The 18,239-nt window shown below is 46.9% G+C and carries 19 protein-coding genes and 2 pseudogenes; 16 read left to right on the top strand and 5 right to left on the bottom strand.

All coding sequences use genetic code 11. The features are described 5' to 3' along the window. Positions 1–14: 14 nt before the first annotated feature. Positions 15–3,614 (top strand): chromosome segregation protein SMC, encoded by a 3,600-nt coding sequence (smc, locus tag HFV01_RS21615; protein ID WP_193520373.1) that lies wholly within the window; start codon positions 15–17, stop codon positions 3,612–3,614. Next, on the top strand, positions 3,615–3,749 hold the full coding sequence (locus tag HFV01_RS31090) for a hypothetical protein (RefSeq protein WP_257720188.1): 135 nt from the start codon (positions 3,615–3,617) through the stop codon (positions 3,747–3,749). A 121-nt stretch (positions 3,750–3,870) separates the two neighbouring features. Here the strand turns inward: HFV01_RS31090 and HFV01_RS21610 are convergent, their stop codons facing one another. After that, positions 3,871–4,170 (bottom strand): hypothetical protein, encoded by a 300-nt coding sequence (locus tag HFV01_RS21610; protein WP_048894935.1) that lies wholly within the window; start codon positions 4,168–4,170, stop codon positions 3,871–3,873. Positions 4,171–4,700: 530 nt separating this feature from the next. Between HFV01_RS21610 and HFV01_RS21605 the strand changes: the two genes are divergently transcribed. The 10 genes and pseudogenes from HFV01_RS21605 (at position 4,701) to HFV01_RS21560 (ending at position 11,620) form a co-directional block, all read left to right on the top strand. Further along, positions 4,701–5,045: a hypothetical protein gene (locus tag HFV01_RS21605; RefSeq protein ID WP_193520372.1), complete on the top strand. Its 345-nt coding sequence runs from the start codon at positions 4,701–4,703 to the stop codon at positions 5,043–5,045. Positions 5,046–5,213: 168 nt separating this feature from the next. Then, entirely contained in the window at positions 5,214–5,432 is a 219-nt protein-coding gene (locus HFV01_RS21600; protein WP_318285859.1) for a hypothetical protein, read from the top strand. Positions 5,433–6,465: 1,033 nt separating this feature from the next. After that, positions 6,466–6,660, top strand: coding sequence for a hypothetical protein (locus HFV01_RS21595; RefSeq protein WP_193520371.1), 195 nt, complete (start codon positions 6,466–6,468; stop codon positions 6,658–6,660). 75 nt (positions 6,661–6,735) lie between these two features. Continuing rightward, the gene (locus HFV01_RS21590; RefSeq protein WP_193520370.1) at positions 6,736–6,873 is read left to right on the top strand and encodes a hypothetical protein; all 138 of its coding nucleotides are present in this window, start codon (positions 6,736–6,738) and stop codon (positions 6,871–6,873) included. 4 nt (positions 6,874–6,877) lie between these two features. Further along, positions 6,878–7,015 carry a hypothetical protein gene (locus tag HFV01_RS21585; RefSeq protein WP_193520369.1) on the top strand — a complete coding sequence of 46 codons (138 nt, stop codon included), beginning with the start codon at positions 6,878–6,880 and terminating at the stop codon, positions 7,013–7,015. A gap of 574 nt (positions 7,016–7,589) precedes the next feature. After that, positions 7,590–7,851 (top strand): annotated as a pseudogene (locus tag HFV01_RS32185) (chromosome segregation protein SMC); the annotation flags it as partial. 51 nt (positions 7,852–7,902) lie between these two features. After that, complete coding sequence (locus HFV01_RS21575) at positions 7,903–8,895, top strand: PRC-barrel domain-containing protein (RefSeq protein WP_006621247.1); 993 nt, start codon at positions 7,903–7,905, stop codon at positions 8,893–8,895. A 181-nt stretch (positions 8,896–9,076) separates the two neighbouring features. Continuing rightward, positions 9,077–9,412: a photosystem II reaction center protein Psb28 gene (gene psb28 / locus HFV01_RS21570; protein ID WP_006621246.1), complete on the top strand. Its 336-nt coding sequence runs from the start codon at positions 9,077–9,079 to the stop codon at positions 9,410–9,412. A 162-nt stretch (positions 9,413–9,574) separates the two neighbouring features. Then, on the top strand, positions 9,575–10,465 hold the full coding sequence (gene trpC / locus HFV01_RS21565) for an indole-3-glycerol phosphate synthase TrpC (RefSeq protein ID WP_006621245.1): 891 nt from the start codon (positions 9,575–9,577) through the stop codon (positions 10,463–10,465). A 57-nt stretch (positions 10,466–10,522) separates the two neighbouring features. Further along, on the top strand, positions 10,523–11,620 hold the full coding sequence (locus HFV01_RS21560) for a pyridoxal-phosphate-dependent aminotransferase family protein (protein WP_006621244.1): 1,098 nt from the start codon (positions 10,523–10,525) through the stop codon (positions 11,618–11,620). A 106-nt stretch (positions 11,621–11,726) separates the two neighbouring features. Here HFV01_RS21560 and HFV01_RS21555 read toward each other — a convergent pair whose 3' ends face one another. After that, a complete protein-coding gene (locus tag HFV01_RS21555) occupies positions 11,727–11,945 on the bottom strand; it encodes a DUF2949 domain-containing protein (RefSeq protein WP_035759814.1) in 219 nt (72 codons plus the stop codon). 338 nt (positions 11,946–12,283) lie between these two features. Between HFV01_RS21555 and HFV01_RS31080 the strand changes: the two are divergent. From HFV01_RS31080 to HFV01_RS21540, 4 genes and pseudogenes are all read left to right on the top strand, one after another. Continuing rightward, positions 12,284–12,471, top strand: a pseudogene (locus HFV01_RS31080) (hypothetical protein). Between the two features lie 605 nt (positions 12,472–13,076). Next, on the top strand, positions 13,077–13,901 hold the full coding sequence (gene rsmA, locus HFV01_RS21550) for a 16S rRNA (adenine(1518)-N(6)/adenine(1519)-N(6))-dimethyltransferase RsmA (RefSeq protein ID WP_006621242.1): 825 nt from the start codon (positions 13,077–13,079) through the stop codon (positions 13,899–13,901). 41 nt (positions 13,902–13,942) lie between these two features. Next, positions 13,943–14,890: a 4-(cytidine 5'-diphospho)-2-C-methyl-D-erythritol kinase gene (gene ispE, locus HFV01_RS21545; RefSeq protein WP_006621241.1), complete on the top strand. Its 948-nt coding sequence runs from the start codon at positions 13,943–13,945 to the stop codon at positions 14,888–14,890. Between the two features lie 30 nt (positions 14,891–14,920). Beyond that, complete coding sequence (locus HFV01_RS21540; protein WP_006621240.1) at positions 14,921–15,289, top strand: DUF3082 domain-containing protein; 369 nt, start codon at positions 14,921–14,923, stop codon at positions 15,287–15,289. A 59-nt stretch (positions 15,290–15,348) separates the two neighbouring features. Here HFV01_RS21540 and eno read toward each other — a convergent pair whose 3' ends face one another. The 3 genes from eno to HFV01_RS21525 all read right to left on the bottom strand — a co-directional run bounded on the left by eno (position 15,349) and on the right by HFV01_RS21525 (position 18,239). Then, a complete protein-coding gene (gene eno, locus HFV01_RS21535) occupies positions 15,349–16,623 on the bottom strand; it encodes a phosphopyruvate hydratase (protein WP_006621239.1) in 1,275 nt (424 codons plus the stop codon). 35 nt (positions 16,624–16,658) lie between these two features. Continuing rightward, positions 16,659–17,666, bottom strand: a complete 1,008-nt coding sequence (locus tag HFV01_RS21530; protein WP_006621238.1) for a 2-hydroxyacid dehydrogenase — start codon at positions 17,664–17,666, stop codon at positions 16,659–16,661. Between the two features lie 171 nt (positions 17,667–17,837). Then, positions 17,838–18,239: a ribosomal maturation YjgA family protein gene (locus HFV01_RS21525; RefSeq protein ID WP_187758472.1), complete on the bottom strand. Its 402-nt coding sequence runs from the start codon at positions 18,237–18,239 to the stop codon at positions 17,838–17,840.

The raw sequence follows: 18,239 nt of genomic DNA, 5'->3' as shown, positions 1-18,239 counted from the left end.
CTTAACCAGCCTCAATGGTTCACATTAAGCGCGTGGAACTTACCAACTTTAAATCCTTCGGTGGCACTACATCAATTCCCCTGCTACCGGGGTTTACTGTGGTGTCTGGACCGAATGGTTCTGGGAAATCCAACATTCTTGATGCTCTATTATTCGCGCTAGGTCTGTCTTCCTCGAAAGGAATGCGCGCGGAAAGATTACCTGATTTGGTGAATAATTCCCAAAGCCGGAAAACGACGGTAGAAACTCGGGTTACGGTTACCTTTGACCTATCAGACCTAACATTTGCAGAACTAGAAGAGGAACCGACGGAACTGGAAGGGGAGGGAGAAACGGGAGCAAGGGGACTGGTAGCTGAGGGGGAATGGAGTGTGACCCGGAAATTGCGGGTGACGAAACAGGGAACTTATACCTCCACCTACTACATTAATGGGGAACCCTGTACGCAAACAGAACTACACGAACAACTAAACCGTCTGCGGATCTACCCAGAAGGTTATAACGTGGTGCTTCAGGGAGACGTGACGGGTATTATCACGATGAAACCCAGGGAAAGGCGGGAAATTATCGACGAACTGGCGGGAGTGGCACAATTCGATCGCAAAATTGTTCTAGCGCGGGAAAAACTGGATACAGTGAAGGAACGGGAGGAACGTAGCCGCATAGTTGAACAGGAACTTATTAGCCAACGCGATCGCCTAGCGAAGGACCGCGCCCAAGCTATGAAATATCAGCAACTCAAAGCTGAATTACAGGAAAAAAGCCTTTGGTGGGCGGTACTAAACTATCAAACCCTACAACAACAACTCTGGCGGTACAGGGAACAAATAGAAGCAGGCGATCGCAGTCATAGTGAATTGACGGAACAATTCCAGTTGCAGCAAAGCCAAATTAAACAAGCAACCACTACCCTGGAAGCATTAAACGCTCTAGTAAAAGCCATGGGGGAAGAGGAACTGCTGCAACTCCAGTCTACCCTGGCTACCCAGGAAGCGGAATTGGCTTCTCAGCAGCAAAGGCGGCGGGAATTGGAAACGGCGGCGCAAAAGGCGAGTGAGCAGCTCGGACAAACTCAAGCGGCTATTGAAGAACATAGCCAAACCCTGGCTAATTTGCAAGCCCAAAAAAAGACGGAAACCGAGTTAGAACAACAACGGGAAAGCGATCGCCATGTGGCAGAAACTAGCCTTAACCAAACCCGTAGGGAAGCGGACCAAATAGCCAACCAAGCGGAAAGTTGGATGGTACAACAGACGGACCTACACCGCCAAATAGAAGCCTTGCAAAAAAGCCTGAACCCCCAAAAGACAGAACAAGCGAGACTGCGGGAGAGGGCGGAACAGTTGGCGCGCCAAACCCAGGAAAGGGAACAGGCGCTAGAATCTTTACAAGGGGAATTAACTACCCACCAGCAAACCCTGCAAAGGGCAACCAGTGGGGTTAGCGAGGCGACGGCTCAGGTAGAGTCTCTCTCGCGGATAGTTACGGCGGTAGAAGAAGATCTGTCTGTCCAACAAGACACCCTTAACCGCTTATTAGAAGAACAGCGGGAACGTCAACGCAAGCTAGACCGCCTAGAAGCTGAACAACAAGCCCGAGCGGAGGCGGCGGGGACCTATGCGACCATGGCGATTCAAAAAGCGGGGTTAACTGGGGTCTGTGGTTTGGTCTGTCAGTTGGGGAGGGTAGAGCCTCAATACCAACTAGCCCTAGACATTGCGGCGGGAGGTAGATTAGGGCATATAGTGGTGGAAGATGATACGGTGGCGGCGGAAGCGATCGCCCTGTTGAAACGACAAAAAGCCGGACGGGCTACGTTTCTCCCCCTCAACAAAATCAGACCATCATCAGAGAGAATGGAAACTTATACTCGGCTCTCCCTGGATGGCTTAGTAGACCTGGCGGTAAATTTAATTGAATACGATCGCCCTTATCATGGCATTTTCCGATATGTGTTTGGCACAACCTTAGTATTTAAGTCCCTAAATCAAGCCCGGCGCTATCTGGGACAATATCGGATGGTGACATTAGATGGGGAATTGTTAGAATCTAGTGGAGCCATGACCGGGGGCAGTAGCACATCCCGTTCTAGCCTACACTTTGGCAGTGCAGATAATCAACTTAGAGCCGCCACTGGTGCGATCGCCTCTCTCAAAGAAAGATTAGCGGAAATAGAACGTATCCTCACCCGTTGCCATCAAGCTATTACAGAAGGCACACAAACTGTTAAACAACGTTCTGCGGAATTAATCGAGGCTAAACAAAATCTGCGAGAGGCTACCCAACAGGTGGCTCAAGTCCAGTCGCAAATTGTGGCTATCACCACCACCATAGAACAAACACGATCGCAACTAAACACCGCCCAGCAAGAATTATCCACCGCCAGGGAACGTCTAGCAGCACTAGATAGCACCATTCCCGCCGCAGAACAACAACTACAAAGCGATCGGGAAACCCTAGCCCAATTGGAAAGAACCAACAGCCACACGGAATGGCAACAGATACAAGTTCGCCTCCGCCAACAAGAAGCGCACCTACAAGCCCAAGAAACGGCTCTGCGAGAGGTTCAACAGCGGTTAGGGTACATTGAGACCACTACAGCCGCCCTGGGCGAAAAATTAGCAGCCGACCATCTCCGCGCCGCCGACTTCCAGCAGCAGCAACAGTCCCTTAACCAACAAATCACCGACACCCAAAACCGCATCACCACCATCAATAGCCAAATTAGCCAAACCCGCGCAGCCATCTCCCAGGTTGAGCAACGTTTGGGAACCGCCAAACAAGAACGCGATCGCGCCGAAGCACAACTACGGGAAATGCAAACCGCCCAGTCGCAGTTGGAATGGCAGATCCAGAAACTTGAGGAAACCCAACAGGGACGGCGTGAACAACTGAACATTAAACAGCAACAGCTAGAGACCCAAAAAGCTGAACTTCCCGACCCACTACCGACCATTCCCGAAAAACTGGATCTAGCTACCCTCCAACGAGAGATTAAATCCCTGACCAAGCGGATGGAAGATCTAGAACCTGTGAATATGTTAGCCTTGGAAGAGTACGAGCATACTACTACCCGCCTAGAGGAGTTAAGCCAAAAATTGGCTACCCTACACGGGGAGAGGACAGAGCTACTATTACGCATTGAAAACTTTACGACTCTCCGCCGTCGCGCTTTTCAGGAAGCCTTTGATGCAGTTAACCAAAACTTCCAAACCATTTTTGCCGAATTGTCGGAGGGAGATGGATATTTACAAATTGATGACCCAGAAGACCCCTTTAATAGCGGTCTAAATTTAGTGGCTCACCCCAAGGGTAAGCCTGTACAGCGACTAACTTCTATGTCGGGAGGGGAGAAGTCCCTAACGGCGCTAAGTTTTATTTTTGCCCTCCAGCGTTACCGACCCTCCCCATTTTATGCCTTCGATGAGGTGGATATGTTCTTGGACGGAGCGAATGTGGAACGATTAGCTAAAATGATTAAAGGACAAGCAGAACAAGCCCAGTTTATTGTAGTTAGTCTGCGTCGCCCCATGATGGAAGCCTCCCAGCGGACGATTGGAGTTACACAAGCTAGGGGGGCTTATACTCAGGTTCTGGGTATCAAATTATCGTAAGTGTTTTTAGAGGTAAGGCGATCGCACCGGGTCGGTTGGGTGGAGGTACGAAACCCAACACCAACATCTCTCAGTGGGGAGGTAAAGCGATCGCATTTCCTAAAAGGTGATTTAATGTATTTTACTTTACAATAAGTCACAAAAATTTTCACTATACTTGACAATTGCAAATTCATTAACCATACTGGACATATCTCTAAACAATTGAGGACTCAATATTATTCTCTTCTGTCTTATGACTGAAGTCTGAGGAGACTTAGATATCGCTAAACCCGAAAACTTTATCATCAGGTAGATTGAAGATAATAGACAGCAATTGAGGTGATGTTATGTGGGTTTTTAATGCGATTTTAATTTTAGTTTGAATAGTCGTTTTTATGGCAAGAACCCCTGTGTTATCACGTTTCTTATGTTTGGTATTTGCTATTTTAGTAAATATTTTTGTGTTATGGACGGCCGCTGGTTTTTTTGCAATGTTGGGTGCTTGTGCGGGTCTATTTTTATATTTGGTGTTTGAGGCGGCCGGAGCCTCTGATGCAGCGCTAGGATTAACCATAATAACAATATGTTATGGAATAGGCGGATTGGTGGGATTCATTTTATGGTTTCCTGAATTTTATAAAAATCTTTCCTGCGCTTTCCTCGAATTCCTCGAAAGTGAGTAGGGCGATCGCATTTCGGCGGCGAGCTTATTTAGTAGGTTGGGTGGAGGTACGGAACCCAACAACAACATCTCTCAGTTATGTTGGGTTTCACCCAACCTACCCAGCTCGAATTTATCGAAAGTGAGTAGGGCGATCGCATTTCGGCGGCGAGCTTATTTAGTAGGTTGGGTGGAGGTACGAAACCCAACAACAACATCTCTCAGTTATGTTGGGTTTCACCCAACCTACCCAGCTCGAATTTATCGAAAGTGAGTAGGGCGATCGCATTTCGGCGCCGAGCTTATTTAGTAGGTTGGGTGGAGGTACGGAACCCAACAACAACATCTCTCAGTTATGTTGGGTTTCACCCAACCTACCCAGCTCGAATTTATCGAAAGTGAGTAGGGCGATCGCATTTCAGCCGTAGAGCTTATTTAGTAGGTTGGGTGGAGGTACGGAACCCAACAACAACATCTCTCAGTTATGTTGGGTTTCACCCAACCTACCCAGCTCGAATTTATCGAAAGTGAGTAGGGCGATCGCATTTCGGGTAGAAGCTTATTTAGTTAGGTTGGGTGGAGGTACGGAACCCAACAACAACATCTCTCAGTTATGTTGGGTTTCACCCAACCTACCCAGCTCGAATTTATCGAAAGTGAGTAGGGCGATCGCATTTCGGCGGCGAGCTTATTTAGTAGGTTGGGTGGAGGTACGGAACCCAACAACAACATCTCTCAGTTATGTTGGGTTTCACCCAACCTACCCAGCTCGAATTTACCGAAAGTGAGTAGGGCGATCGTATTTCGGCGGCGAGCTTATTTAGTAGGTTGGGTGGAGGTACGGAACCCAACAACAACATCTCTCAGTTATGTTGGGTTTCACCCAACCTACCCAGCTCGAATTTATCGAAAGTGAGTAGGGCGATCGCATTTCGGCGGCGAGCTTATTTAGTAGGTTGGGTGGAGGTACGGAACCCAACAACAACATCTCTCAGTTATGTTGGGTTTCACCCAACCTACCCAGCTCGAATTTATCGAAAGTGAGTAGGGCGATCGCATTTCGGCGTAGACTATTTAGTAGGTTGGGTGGAGGTACGGGAACCCAACAACAACATCTCTCAGTTATGTTGGGTTTCACCCAACCTACCCAGCTCGAATTTATCGAAAGTGAGTAGGAGCGGAATCGCATTTCACGGCGGAGCCTATTTAGCACGGAACCCAACAACAACATCTCTCAGTTATGTTGGGTTTCACCCAACCTACCCAGCTCGAATTTACCGAAAGTGAGTAGGGCGATCGCATTTCGGCGGCGAGCTTATTTAGTAGGTTGGGTGGAGGTACGGAACCCAACAACAACATCTCTCAGTTATGTTGGGTTTCACCCAACCTACCCAGCTCGAATTTACCGAAAGTGAGTAGGGCGATCGCATTTCGGCGCCGAGCTTATTTAGTAGGTTGGGTGGAGGTACGGAACCCAACAACAACATCTCTCAGTTATGTTGGGTTTCACCCAACCTACCCAGCTCGAATTTATCGAAAGTGAGTAGGGCGATCGCATTTCGGCGCCGAGCTTATTTAGTAGGTTGGGTGGAGGTACGGAACCCAACAACAACATCTCTCAGTTATGTTGGGTTTCACCCAACCTACCCAGCTCGAATTTACCGAAAGTGAGTAGGGCGATCGCATTTCGGCGCCGAGCTTATTTAGTAGGTTGGGTGGAGGTACGGAACCCAACAACAACATCTCTCAGTTATGTTGGGTTTCACCCAACCTACCCAGCTCGAATTTATCGAAAGTGAGTAGGGCGATCGCATTTCGGCGGCGAGCTTATTTAGCACGGAACCCAACAACAACATCTCTCAGTTATGTTGGGTTTCACCCAACCTACCCAGCTCGAATTTATCGAAAGTGAGTAGGGCGATCGCATTTCGGCGGCGAGCTTATTTAGTAGGTTGGGTGGAGGTACGGAACCCAACAACAACATCTCTCAGTTATGTTGGGTTTCACCCAACCTACCCAGCTCGAATTTATCGAAAGTGAGTAGGGCGATCGCATTTCGGCGGCGAGCTTATTTAGTAGGTTGGGTGGAGGTACGGAACCCAACAACAACATCTCTCAGTTATGTTGGGTTTCACCCAACCTACCCAGCTCGAATTTATCGAAAGTGAGTAGGGCGATCGCATTTCGGCGGCGAGCTTATTTAGTAGGTTGGGTGGAGGTACGGAACCCAACAACAACATCTCTCAGTTATGTTGGGTTTCACCCAACCTACCCAGCTCGAATTTATCGAAAGTGAGTAGGGCGATCGCATTTCGGCGGCGAGCTTATTTAGTAGGTTGGGTGGAGGTACGGAACCCAACAACAACATCTCTCAGTGGGGAGGTAAGGCGATCGCCTATTTAGTCGGTTGGGTGGAGTACGGGAACCCAACAACAACATCTCTCAGTGGGGAGGTAAGGCGATCGCCTATTTAGTCGGTTGGGTGGAGTACGGGAACCCAACAACAACATCTCTCAGTGGGGAGGTAAGGCGATCGCCTATTTAGTAGGTTGGGTGGAGGTACGGAACCCAACAACAACATCTCTCAGTGGGGAGGTAAGGCGATCGCCTATTTAGTCGGTTGGGTGGAGTACGGGAACCCAACACCAACATCTCTCAGTGGGGAGGTAAGGCGATCGCCTATTTAGTCGGTTGGGTGGAGTACGGGAACCCAACACCAACATCTCTCAGTGGGGAGGTAAGGCGATCGCCTATTTAGTCGGTTGGGTGGAGTACGGGAACCCAACACCAACATCTCTCAGTGGGGAGGTAAGGCGATCGCCTATTTAGTAGGTTGGGTGGAGGAACGGAACCCAACACCAATATCTCTCAGTTATGTTGGGTTTCACCCAACCTACCCAGGAGGTAAGGCGATCGCCTATTTAGTAGGTTGGGTGGAGGTACGGAACCCAACAACAACATCTCTCAGTTATGTTGGGTTTCACCCAACCTACCCAGGAGGTAAGGCGATCGCCTATTTAGTAGGTTGGGTGGAGGTACGGAACCCAACAACAACATCTCTCAGTTATGTTGGGTTTCACCCAACCTACCCAGGAGGTAAGGCGATCGCCTATTTAGTAGGTTGGGTGGAGGTACGGAACCCAACAACAACATCTCTCAGTTATGTTGGGTTTCACCCAACCTACCCAGGAGGTAAGGCGATCGCCTATTTAGTAGGTTGGGTGGAGGTACGGAACCCAACAACAACATCTCTCAGTTATGTTGGGTTTCACCCTATCAGTGATGTTGGGTTTCACCCAACCTACCCAGTAGTTGGGTTTCACCCAACCTACATGGCTTATATGTCGGGAGGGGAGAAGTCCCTAACAGCCCTCCAGCCTTACCGACCCTCCCCATTTTATGCCTTCGATGAGGTCGATATGTTCTTCGACGGGGCAAATGTGGAACTATTAGCTAAAATGATTAAAGGAGAAGCAGAACAAGCCCAGTTTATTGTGGTTAGTCTGCGTCGCCCAATGATGGAAGCCTCCCAGCAGACCTGGGGTCACACAAGCTAGGGGGGCTTATACTCAGGTTCTGGGTATCAAACTGTAGTAAGTTGACCCGGTAACATATATTTACGTTTGGAATTAAATTTAGCCAAGTATGACATCTGAACATATCCGCCAACGTTCCGATCTTCTCGGCACTCAAGTGATTACCCGCGATCGCGGTAAGCGACTAGGAGTCGTTAGCCAGTTGTGGGTTGATGTGGACCGACGAGAAATTGTAGCCCTGGGGTTGCGAGACAATTTTCTGGCTGTGGCTGGACTCCCTAAATACATCTATCTCAACAGGATCTGTGAGATCGGCGACGTGATCTTGGTGGATAACGACCAGGTTCTTGAAGATGATGTTGATATAGAAGGTTACAGCGATTTGATCAACAGTGAGGTAATTACAGAAACCGGAGAACCCCTCGGACGAGTGCGGGGCTTCCGCTTCGATACCCGTGATGGTAAGCTCGAATCCATTATTATTGCCTCTCTGGGTTTCCCACAAATTCCAGATCAGGTTATTAGTACCTATGAACTTTCCATAGATGCGATCGTTAGTAGTGGTCCGAACCGCTTAATTGTCTTTGAAGGCTCGGAAGATCAACTTCAACAGTTGACGGTCGGTGTTCTGGAACGTCTCGGACTGGGTGAAGCACCCTGGAACCGCGAAGAAGAAGGAATGTATTATCCCCCCACGGTTAAACCTGCTAACCAATTGGGTACTGGTGTTCCTCAAGCACCACCACAACAACAATATCGCACCCCCGCCCCGGTTGAGGAAGCCTGGGAAGAAGAAGAAACCTGGCAAGAGGCGATCGCCCCTCCCCCCGTTAGACAGCCTGAACCAGTTTATGATGATTATGAAGATGATAACTGGGGAGATGCTGAACGAGATGATTATGATGATGCGGAATATGTGCCGATAGAACCGCCCCGCCAAGAACGTCTCTATGCCCGAGAATATCAGTATGAATATGAGGATGATGTGGAGTCTGATGCTTGGGCTGATGATGAAACCCCTAAACCTTATAAAGCCCCCCGTGTCAATATTCCTGACAAAAAGAAAATGCCGGAATATGAGGAAGAACCCGGCGGCTACTAACTAACCTGCTCCCACGCTAAATATTCCGATCATGTCATGGCGTGGGATTCCCATTTGGGGGTTGACAAATTTTGCAAAATGTGGTAGCTATGTAGCGCCAGAGTCTGTTTTTTTAGGGAGACAGGGGCGATCGAAAAATGTTAAGCTGGCAAATGTTTAGTATTTGACTGCATAGTTATTTATGGCTTCAATTCAATTTTCACGGGGAGTTGACGAAGAAGTAATCCCAGATGTGCGATTGACTCGTTCCCGAGATGGTAGCCAAGGAACGGCTACATTTCGTTTCCAAAATCCCAAGGCTTTGGCTGATGATGCGACTGAGGAAATTACTGGGATGTATTTGATTGACGAGGAAGGAGAAATTGTCACTCGTGAAGTTAAGGGAAAATTCATTAATGGTAAAGCTACCGATATTGAGGCGACTTACTTAATGAGAAGCCCTGAAGAGTGGGATAGGTTTATGCGATTTATGGGTCGCTATGCTGAAGAAAACGGTTTACAATTCAATAAGTCCTAACATATCCGGTAGTTATGGAAACTCCCACCGTCATGACTATAGCTTGGCGGCGGGGTTTTCCTCCCTATCCTCCCAACTGTGATTGGTTAAAATTATGTCAGTATACTATGGGCGGACTCGACATATAATTCTTAGATAGCTGATGATAATTTTACGGAAACTATGATCGAAATTCGCCGCCATTCTCCTAACCCTTCTGTTGATGTCCTCAATCTCAGTTACCAAATAGTCACACCAGATGCTAAACCACGACATATATTAGAAGAAATAGTCTGGCAAAAAGAAAAGGAAGTTAGCCAAAAACGCGATCGCCTACCATTACTAGAATTAAGAAAACGGGTGATGGACTTGCCCCCCTGTCGGGATTTTCTGGGGGCGCTAAAAACCTCGGCTACCCGTCCCGCCGTCATCGCAGAAGTGAAAAAAGCCTCCCCTAGTAAAGGCATAATTAGAGAAGATTTTGACTGTGTGGCGATCGCTAAAAGTTACTCACTTGGCGGCGCAAGCTGTATCTCCGTTTTAACTGACGAAAAATTCTTTCAGGGTAGCTTTGAAAACCTCGCGAAAGTCCGCGCCGCCGTAGATCTGCCCCTACTGTGCAAGGATTTCATGATCTACCCCTATCAATTCTATCTAGCACGACTACATGGGGCTGATGCAGTTTTGCTAATTGCAGCCATTTTGTCTGACCAGGATCTGCAATATTTTCTCAAAATTGCTAAGATGCTCACCATGACTGCCCTGGTAGAAGTTCATACCCTCGCGGAACTCGATCGCGTTTTGGCACTTGATGGAGTTAACCTGATTGGCATAAATAACCGCAACCTCTCCGATTTTACCGTAGACCTCAACACCACAACCACCCTATTAGAAAAACGGCGATCGCAAATCAACTCCAGTAATATCCTGGTGGTCAGTGAGTCCGGTTTGCATCAAAGCACCGACCTAGATATTGTAGTCCAAGCTGGCGCGGAAGCCGTCTTAATCGGGGAATCCCTGGTTAAACAACCAGATCCTCAAATCGCCCTGCAACAAATGTTAGCTAGAGCTTAAAAGCCAGTAGAATATTTAGTTCCCCATAACCTAGTACAAATACGGATAGATACCGCAATGGATGATAAGTTAATGTTGATGATTCCGGGACCAACCCCAGTACCCGAAAAAGCATTACTCGCCCTGGCTAAACACCCCATAGGACACCGCAGCGGTGATTTTAGTCAAATTATGGCGGAGGTACAAGAAAACCTCAAATGGCTACACCAAACCCAAAATGATGTCTTAATCCTTACCGCCAGCGGGACTGGTGCAATGGAAGCCGGAATTATTAATTTCCTCAAACGTGGCGATCGCGTTTTATGTGGTTGTAACGGTAAATTTGGCGATCGCTGGGCGGAAGTCGCTACAGCATACGGGTTAAATGTAGAAATCATTTCCGCTGAATGGGGACAACCCCTAGACCCCGAAAAATTCCGCGAAGTCCTCGAAGCGGACACCGAAAAGCAAATTAAAGCAGTCATTATCACCCACAGCGAAACCTCAACCGGGGTTCTCAATGACCTGGAAACCATCAACCGCCACGTCAAAAACCACGGGGAAGCCCTAATTATTGTTGATGCAGTCACCAGTTTAGGCGCTGTTAATCTTCCTATTGATGAATGGGGATTAGATGTGGTAGGGTCCGGTTCCCAAAAGGGTTATATGATTCCCCCAGGACTAGCTTTTGTCTCTGTCAGTCCTAAAGCATGGGAAGCCTACAAAACCGCTGACCTACCCCGCTATTACTTCGACCTGGGACCATACCGGAAAACCGCAGCTAAAAATACTAACCCCTTTACCCCCCCGGTTAATCTGTTTTATGCACTCCAGGTGAGTTTGCAAATGATGAAAGCCGAGGGGTTAGAGAATATTTTTGCCCGTCATCATCGCTTAATGACCATGACACGGGATGCGGTCAAAGGCCTGAATTTGCCCCTATTTGCCCCCGATCATGCTGCTAGTCCCGCTATAACTGCGGTTTGCCCTCCTGAGTCTATAGACGCGGAAAAGGTGCGCTCTATCATGCGAAAACAGTTTGATATCGTTTTGGCTGGAGGACAAGATCACCTCAAGGGTAAAATCTTCCGTATTGGGCATTTGGGTTTTGTTTGCGATCGCGATATTCTTTGTGCGATCGCTGCCTTAGAAACTACCCTCCAACAGTTGAACTAAAATAAAGTTTGACAGTTAAAGCGCCATCATAGCCAGAAACTGGGTTTCTATGACCATCTTGGTGAGACCATCAAAAACCTAGAAACCCCGTTTCTGCTTTTAGATCTCAATAAGCTGTTGCCAGCCAATCAAAGATTTTCTCAAGTTGTTCAAGGGTCACAAGTCCATATTGCCAAAGTGTCATCGATAGGGGACTTGGATCAGGATACTTATGTTTCTCTTCTGACCGCTTATGTACCCTCTGTGCCGCCTCAATAGAAGCCTGGGAAATTGATAATTCTTCTGTTAAAAAATTCAGAAATTGTGCATATTTTGTGGGTGTCAATTTTGGTTTCACCTCCTAGATAGTAGACACCACCTGATCTGTCTGTTGACTTCGCAAAGAAATCCAAATCTATGGCTGTTGTATACGTTGATTAAGCAACTAGCGCAAAGCATACCCACCCCTTAGCACCAGGGGTAAAAGCCCACCAGTACCGTAAGCCGGGTTCACTGCTACGAACCTACATCGGTCTCTAATTAAATTCCGCAAGATTTGAAAATCACGGCGGACTTTCATTGGTGAGGTAGCAGGATCTTGATATCTTCCGCTCTACAAACTAACCGAATTAAGCGGCTGATTCTGCTACTGGTTCCGTTGATTGATTAAGTCGGATATTTGCCATATCCCTAACAGAAGTTAGACCCTATCAATCACGTAAAACTCCTGGGAGGGTTGGAAGCTCCGTGATTGATCACGGAGAGGAAAACCGACTCAAGCGGCTTTAGCCGCCAGCACCCCCTTGCGGGGTGGAGGGGTATGGTTGCCCCTCCATGGAGCTATGGTTGGCTCCGACTCCCTTGCGGGGTAATGTTTGCTTCGCCAATGTTCAGAGTCGGTACTATCCAAATCGCACGTCCTTAACCCCTTAGAGATGTTTAACGATTCGGTTCTAGGGCCTGGAACTAGCACGCATTCCAGGGTGGGAACTTTAACTCTTGCTCTGAACGGAGCCAGTTAAGGCTTAAGCTGGTCAGCTACCTGAAAGGGGGGCACGAAGCCCCCGTGCTTCAGCCGGGGGTGCTGACTAGAATCATGCACCAATAAGCGTGCATATAATGAGTTGACCATCCTTAATTTGTGGATTGAAGCGCAACTCGAGCAGACCTCTGGTGACAACAGCTTATTGCTGCTACTTGAGGACAGCCAGGACCTCCGCTCGCTTCTCACACCTAACCATTGTAGAACTGAGGTGTTGACTGAAAAGCCAACAAAACAATCTACTATGAACGGCATCATATCACATAAATCTGAATTTGGGTAAAAATTTGATGTCGGCTTGGAGATTTCTGTAAACTTTGATGCAATTGCGCCAAATTCTCAGACCTAGGCTAGGACCACGGGAATCAAGAAAAACCAATTGATGGCTAATTCCTGATATCCTAATCATCGCAGTATCGTGGACCTACCTGAACTATGCCTTCCCCCCAACCTCGGAAACGATTTGCTCAACATTGGCTACGCAGTCCTGCGACCCTGAACCATATCCTAGAAGCTGCGGATCTATCTCTGGGCGATCGCATCTTGGAAATTGGACCGGGAACAGGTATATTAACAGAACGGCTACTCCCCAAGGTCAGCTCAGTGGTAGCTGTGGAAATTGACCGCGATCTTTGTGTTCAACTAGCCAAAAAATTTGGCAAAATCGATAACTTCCTATTGCTACAAGGAGATATCCTCAACTTCGACCTGAATGGATACCTGAGCGGATTTCCCAAATTCCAAAACCCCAATAAGGTAGTGGCGAATATTCCCTATAATATTACCGGACCAATCATCGAAGGGTTACTGGGAACTATTGCTAAACCGGCAGTTAAACCCTTTGATGCGATCGTGCTACTGGTACAGAAAGAAGTAGGCGCGCGCCTCTGTGCTAAACCCAGTTCCAAAGCCTTTGGAGCCTTATCAGTCAGAGTCCAATATTTAGCCGAATGTGACTGGATCTGTCATGTCCCCGCCACAGCCTTTTATCCGCCCCCTAAAGTCGATTCAGCCGTAGTCCGCCTGCGTCCTCGTCCCATAGCATCCCCCGCCCAAAACCCCCAACTTCTTGAGACCCTAGTTAAATTAGGATTTTCTACCCGTCGCAAAATGTTACGCAATAACCTCAAAAGCCAGGTAGAACCGCAAACATTAAACCAACTGCTGGAAACATTAGACATCAACCCCCAAGTCCGCGCAGAAGACCTCAGCCTACAACAATGGGTTCAACTCAGTAATTTGCTATTAGCCCCTCAATAATCAATGGTAAACTTGCCTTGTGTTACCTTACACTACTACTAATGCGTTCTGTCACCTTAATTGCTCCCGCCAAGATTAATTTGTATTTAGAAATTATCGGATCGCGCCCCGATGGTTTCCACGAACTGGCTATGGTCCTGCAAACTATCAGTTTAAGCGATCGCATTACCATTAACCCTATTGGTATAGATGCCATTACCATTCGCTCCAACGACCCTAGCCTCCCCAACGACCATAGTAACCTCGCCTATCGCGCAGCAGCCTTGATGGTTAAACAATTCCCCGATATGATGGCGCGTTATGGCGGTATCGAAATCGAAATTAACAAACGAATACCCGTAGCCGCCGGACTCGCGGGCGGTTCCAGCAATGCGGCGGCGGTGTTGGTCGGTTTAGATTTAATCTGGGATCTCGGTTTAACCCAAGATGAACTACAAACCCTAGGCGCTGAAATTGGTTCTGATGTTCCCTTCTGTATCAGTGGCGGAACAGCCCTAGCTACCGGACGGGGAGAGGTACTATCACCCTTGCTGAATTTAGATAACTTATATGTGGTCCTCGCTAAGTTCCGTAATATCGCTATATCCACCCCTTGGGCTTATCAAACCTACCGCCAGCAGTTCAGCAGTTCATACATTTCTGAAGCCGATGATCTGAAAAGTCGTCAGCAACGGGTGCATTCAGGACCTATGGTAGCAGCTATTATGAAACGTGATGGGGCTAAAATTGGTCAGTTGTTGCACAATGATTTAGAGAAAGTCGCTTTACCTGAATATCCCCAAGTCGCAGACCTGCGAGATGCGTTTATCGCACAAGGAGTTTTGGGCGCGATGATGTCTGGTTCCGGTCCGACCGTATTCGCTTTAGTGGAGAGTCAGGCGGAAGCTGACCGGGTTTCCGATGCTGTCCAAAATCAAATCGCTAATCAGAATTTATTATTGTGGACTACTAAATTTGTCTCCACAGGTATTCATTTGGCTGAATCTTAAACTTGCCTATTTTTTGAGAGTGCATCAATTATGTCTGATCTGCCTGAAAAATCATCAATTTCTACTTCTGATTCCGGCGACCAGTCTCGCCGTGATTTATCGCCGGATTTATCATCAGTCAACCCCTTTCAGGTGCTGATGGGAGGATTGTTTTCTGGGGGTTTTGCGATCGCCATGTATTCCCTAACAGCAGCGATCGCTCACACTTTTGCCAACCAAAACATCTATTCCGATAATCGAACCGCCCTGCAAATTTCCATAGCCATTCGCACCTTAGTAATTGGGGGTGCTGCCTTAGTTACCGGAATATTTACCATCGCCTCTTTGGGTTTATTAGCCTTAACCGTCCAAGTCTTATTTGTCCGATTAACCCAAAAAAATTCCGCCTCTGAAAAATAGCGAACAGTGGAGACAGTCAACCCCTGGTCTCCACCGATTTCGCCTTACTTAATTATACCTTACACAAAGGCAGCACGACCCGCGAACTTAGCAGCCTTTCCTAAGTCTCGCTCAATGCGTAGCAGTTGGTTAAATTTAGCCGTCCGTTCACCGCGACAACCCGAACCAGTTTTGATTTTACCTGTGCAAGTTGCCACCACCAAATCCGAGATAGTAGTATCTTCCGTTTCTCCTGAACGGTGGGACACAAAGCACTTGTAATTATGTTTTTTCGCCAACTCAATTGTATCTAAAGTTTCCGTTAAAGTCCCAATTTGGTTAACCTTAATCAGAATTGAATTAGCAATTCCGGCTTGAATACCCTCTGCCAAAATAGCCGGGTTAGTACAGAATAAATCATCCCCCACCAGTTCCACCTTATCACCAATGGAATTAGTTAGCACTTTCCAACCATCCCAATCATTTTCTCCCATACCATCTTCTATGGAAATAATCGGGTATTGATTAGCCCAACTTTTCCACAATTCCGCCATTTCTTCAGGAGTCTTAGTAGATTGATCTGATTTGAAAAACAGATATTTACCATCTTTCCACAATTCCGAAGTGGCTGGGTCGAGACAGATGGAAATATCCTCACCTGGCTTATATCCCGCCGCCGTAATCGCCTCTAAAATACACTCAACCGCCTCATCATTAGATTTTAAGTTAGGCGCAAATCCACCCTCGTCGCCAATTCCAGTGCTTAATCCTTTCTTTTTCAACAGCGATTTAAGACTATGGAAAGTTTCCACACCCATACGGATAGATTCCGCAAAATTGGGGGCATTATGGGGAGCAATCATAAACTCCTGGAAATCAACAGTATTGTCGGCGTGAACCCCACCGTTAATTACATTCATGCAAGGAACGGGCAATACACAAGCGTTGCTGCCCCCTAAATACCTATATAGGGGAATTCCTAAGTAATTAGCAGCCGCGCGCGCTACGGCTAAGGAAACCGCTAAAATTGCATTAGCCCCCATTTGGGATTTGTTGGGTGTGCCGTCCAGTTCAATCATGGTTAAATCAATTAACCGCTGTTGGGTGACATCCATACCAACTAAAGCCGGGGCTATACGATTATTGACATTTTCAACGGCTTTTAGAACCCCTTTGCCGCCATAGCGTTTCGGGTCGCCGTCTCGTAATTCTGCTGCTTCTTTTTCTCCCGTTGAAGCGCCAGAGGGAACTAAGGCACTCCCACGGGTTCCGTCCTCTAAAATTACTTCGGCTTCCACGGTGGGGTTCCCACGAGAATCAAGAATCTCGCCAGCAATAATTTCGTCAATGTACATTAATTTCTCCTTAATTGATTAAGATGGTTTGATGGTTAATGAGGTAGTTTAACCGGATTGGTTAGTGGTTTGCCTTCCTCAAATTCACTAATATTCGCCATGGTGGTTTCGGCAATGGCAGTTAGGGCATTTTGGGTAAAAAATGCCTGATGACCTGTAATCACAACATTCTGGAAAGATTGGAGTAGCTGAAATGTATCATCTTGGATAATTTCATCGGACCAATCTTCAAAGAAAAGTGTTTCCTCTTGTTCATACACATCAATTCCCAAGTAGCCAATTATCCCGGATTTTATCCCTTCAATGACAGAAACTGTATCAACCAGAGGTCCGCGACTGGTGTTGATTAACATGACCCCTCGCTTCATTTGAGCGATCGCATTTTGGTTAATAATGTGATGGGTTTCTGGTAATAAGGGACAGTGCAGAGAGATAATATCTGACTGTGAAAACAGTTCCGGCAAATCTACATATCGGGCATCTCCTAACTTGATAAAATCATCGTTAGGGTAGGCATCATAACCCAAAAGATGACAGCCAAAACCGTGCATAATCTGAGCGAAAATCATCCCGATTTTGCCAGTGCCAATCACGCCAACGGTAGTACCATGTAGGTCAAAACCTAGTAAACCATTCAGGGTAAAGTTATCTTCCCGGACTCGGTTATAGGCTTTGTGCAGTTTCCGGTTTAATGTAAGGATTAAACCCACAGTATGTTCAGCTACTGAATATGGTGAATAAGCTGGAACCCTAACTACAGAAATACCTACTTCTTCTGCTGTTTTCAGGTCAACATTATTAAATCCAGCACAGCGCAGGGCTATTAATTTAGTGCCATTGGCTGCTAAGGTTTTTAGGGTGGTGGCATCTACTTCATCATTCACAAAAACGCAAACAACCGGAAAACCAGCGGCTAAGGAGGCGGTTTTCGCCCTTAACCTGGTTTCAAAGTAAACTAACTCATGGGGACTTCCTCCTTGGGCATTAGCCGCATCAAAGAATTTAGTATCGTAGGGCTGGCTACCAAAAACAGCAACTTTCATAGTCAAGTTATAAACCTCTTCAACAATTGTCCCTACTAGCTTACCAGGCGATCGCCCTAACTTGGTTGCTTACTTGACCGTATTATATGGGATAGGTCAAGGTATTGAACTTAAAAAAAGATTAAGAAAATCTCTATTGAGCAGAAATTTTGTAGGCAAATCTTGATAGTATTATTGATGATTTGGGAGTCCGATCTTATTTCGGACAGTAATTAATACTAAAGCCGCCAAGATACAACCTATAGCATAATAAAGAAAGTCCCACCAATCAAAGGTAGTTCCTAATAGGAGTTTCCCGATAATATGCGATCGCATCATCGCCAAAATGGGCGGATTCCACAATTGCAGAAATTCCAAAATTGAGGTAACAATAAATACCCCCACCGCTACGGATATGGGGGAAAGATGCGGCCAGATTAATGCCACTAACCACACCCAAAACATCTCATAAAATATCGAGGATACGGAATCGTTAATCCACCCATCAAATGGCCCGCTATAAAATTTACTAAACCAGCCAATGGGAATCACAATTATTAAACACATCAAGATTATTAAGCGATAGCGTTTCAT

Origin of the sequence: Limnospira fusiformis SAG 85.79 (genome assembly GCF_012516315.1) — a bacterium.
In the GTDB taxonomy this organism is placed as follows: domain Bacteria; phylum Cyanobacteriota; class Cyanobacteriia; order Cyanobacteriales; family Microcoleaceae; genus Limnospira; species Limnospira fusiformis.
Note: the sequence above shows the minus strand (reverse complement) of the source record. Positions and strands in the feature narration are given on the sequence as shown.

Bases quoted from the DNA above. Each gene is read 5' to 3' on its own strand.
- HFV01_RS21540 (WP_006621240.1), top strand. From the start codon at position 14,921: ATGTCTGATCTGCCTGAAAAATCATCAATTTCTACTTCTGATTCCGGC.
- eno (WP_006621239.1), bottom strand. From the start codon at position 16,623: ATGTACATTGACGAAATTATTGCTGGCGAGATTCTTGATTCTCGTGGG.
- ispE (WP_006621241.1), top strand. From the start codon at position 13,943: ATGCGTTCTGTCACCTTAATTGCTCCCGCCAAGATTAATTTGTATTTA.
- HFV01_RS21525 (WP_187758472.1), bottom strand. From the start codon at position 18,239: ATGAAACGCTATCGCTTAATAATCTTGATGTGTTTAATAATTGTGATT.
- psb28 (WP_006621246.1), top strand. From the start codon at position 9,077: ATGGCTTCAATTCAATTTTCACGGGGAGTTGACGAAGAAGTAATCCCA.
- smc (WP_193520373.1), top strand. From the start codon at position 15: ATGGTTCACATTAAGCGCGTGGAACTTACCAACTTTAAATCCTTCGGT.
- HFV01_RS21560 (WP_006621244.1), top strand. From the start codon at position 10,523: ATGGATGATAAGTTAATGTTGATGATTCCGGGACCAACCCCAGTACCC.
- trpC (WP_006621245.1), top strand. From the start codon at position 9,575: ATGATCGAAATTCGCCGCCATTCTCCTAACCCTTCTGTTGATGTCCTC.
- rsmA (WP_006621242.1), top strand. From the start codon at position 13,077: ATGCCTTCCCCCCAACCTCGGAAACGATTTGCTCAACATTGGCTACGC.
- HFV01_RS21575 (WP_006621247.1), top strand. From the start codon at position 7,903: ATGACATCTGAACATATCCGCCAACGTTCCGATCTTCTCGGCACTCAA.
- HFV01_RS21610 (WP_048894935.1), bottom strand. From the start codon at position 4,170: ATGGTTAATCCTAGCGCTGCATCAGAGGCTCCGGCCGCCTCAAACACC.
- HFV01_RS21530 (WP_006621238.1), bottom strand. From the start codon at position 17,666: ATGAAAGTTGCTGTTTTTGGTAGCCAGCCCTACGATACTAAATTCTTT.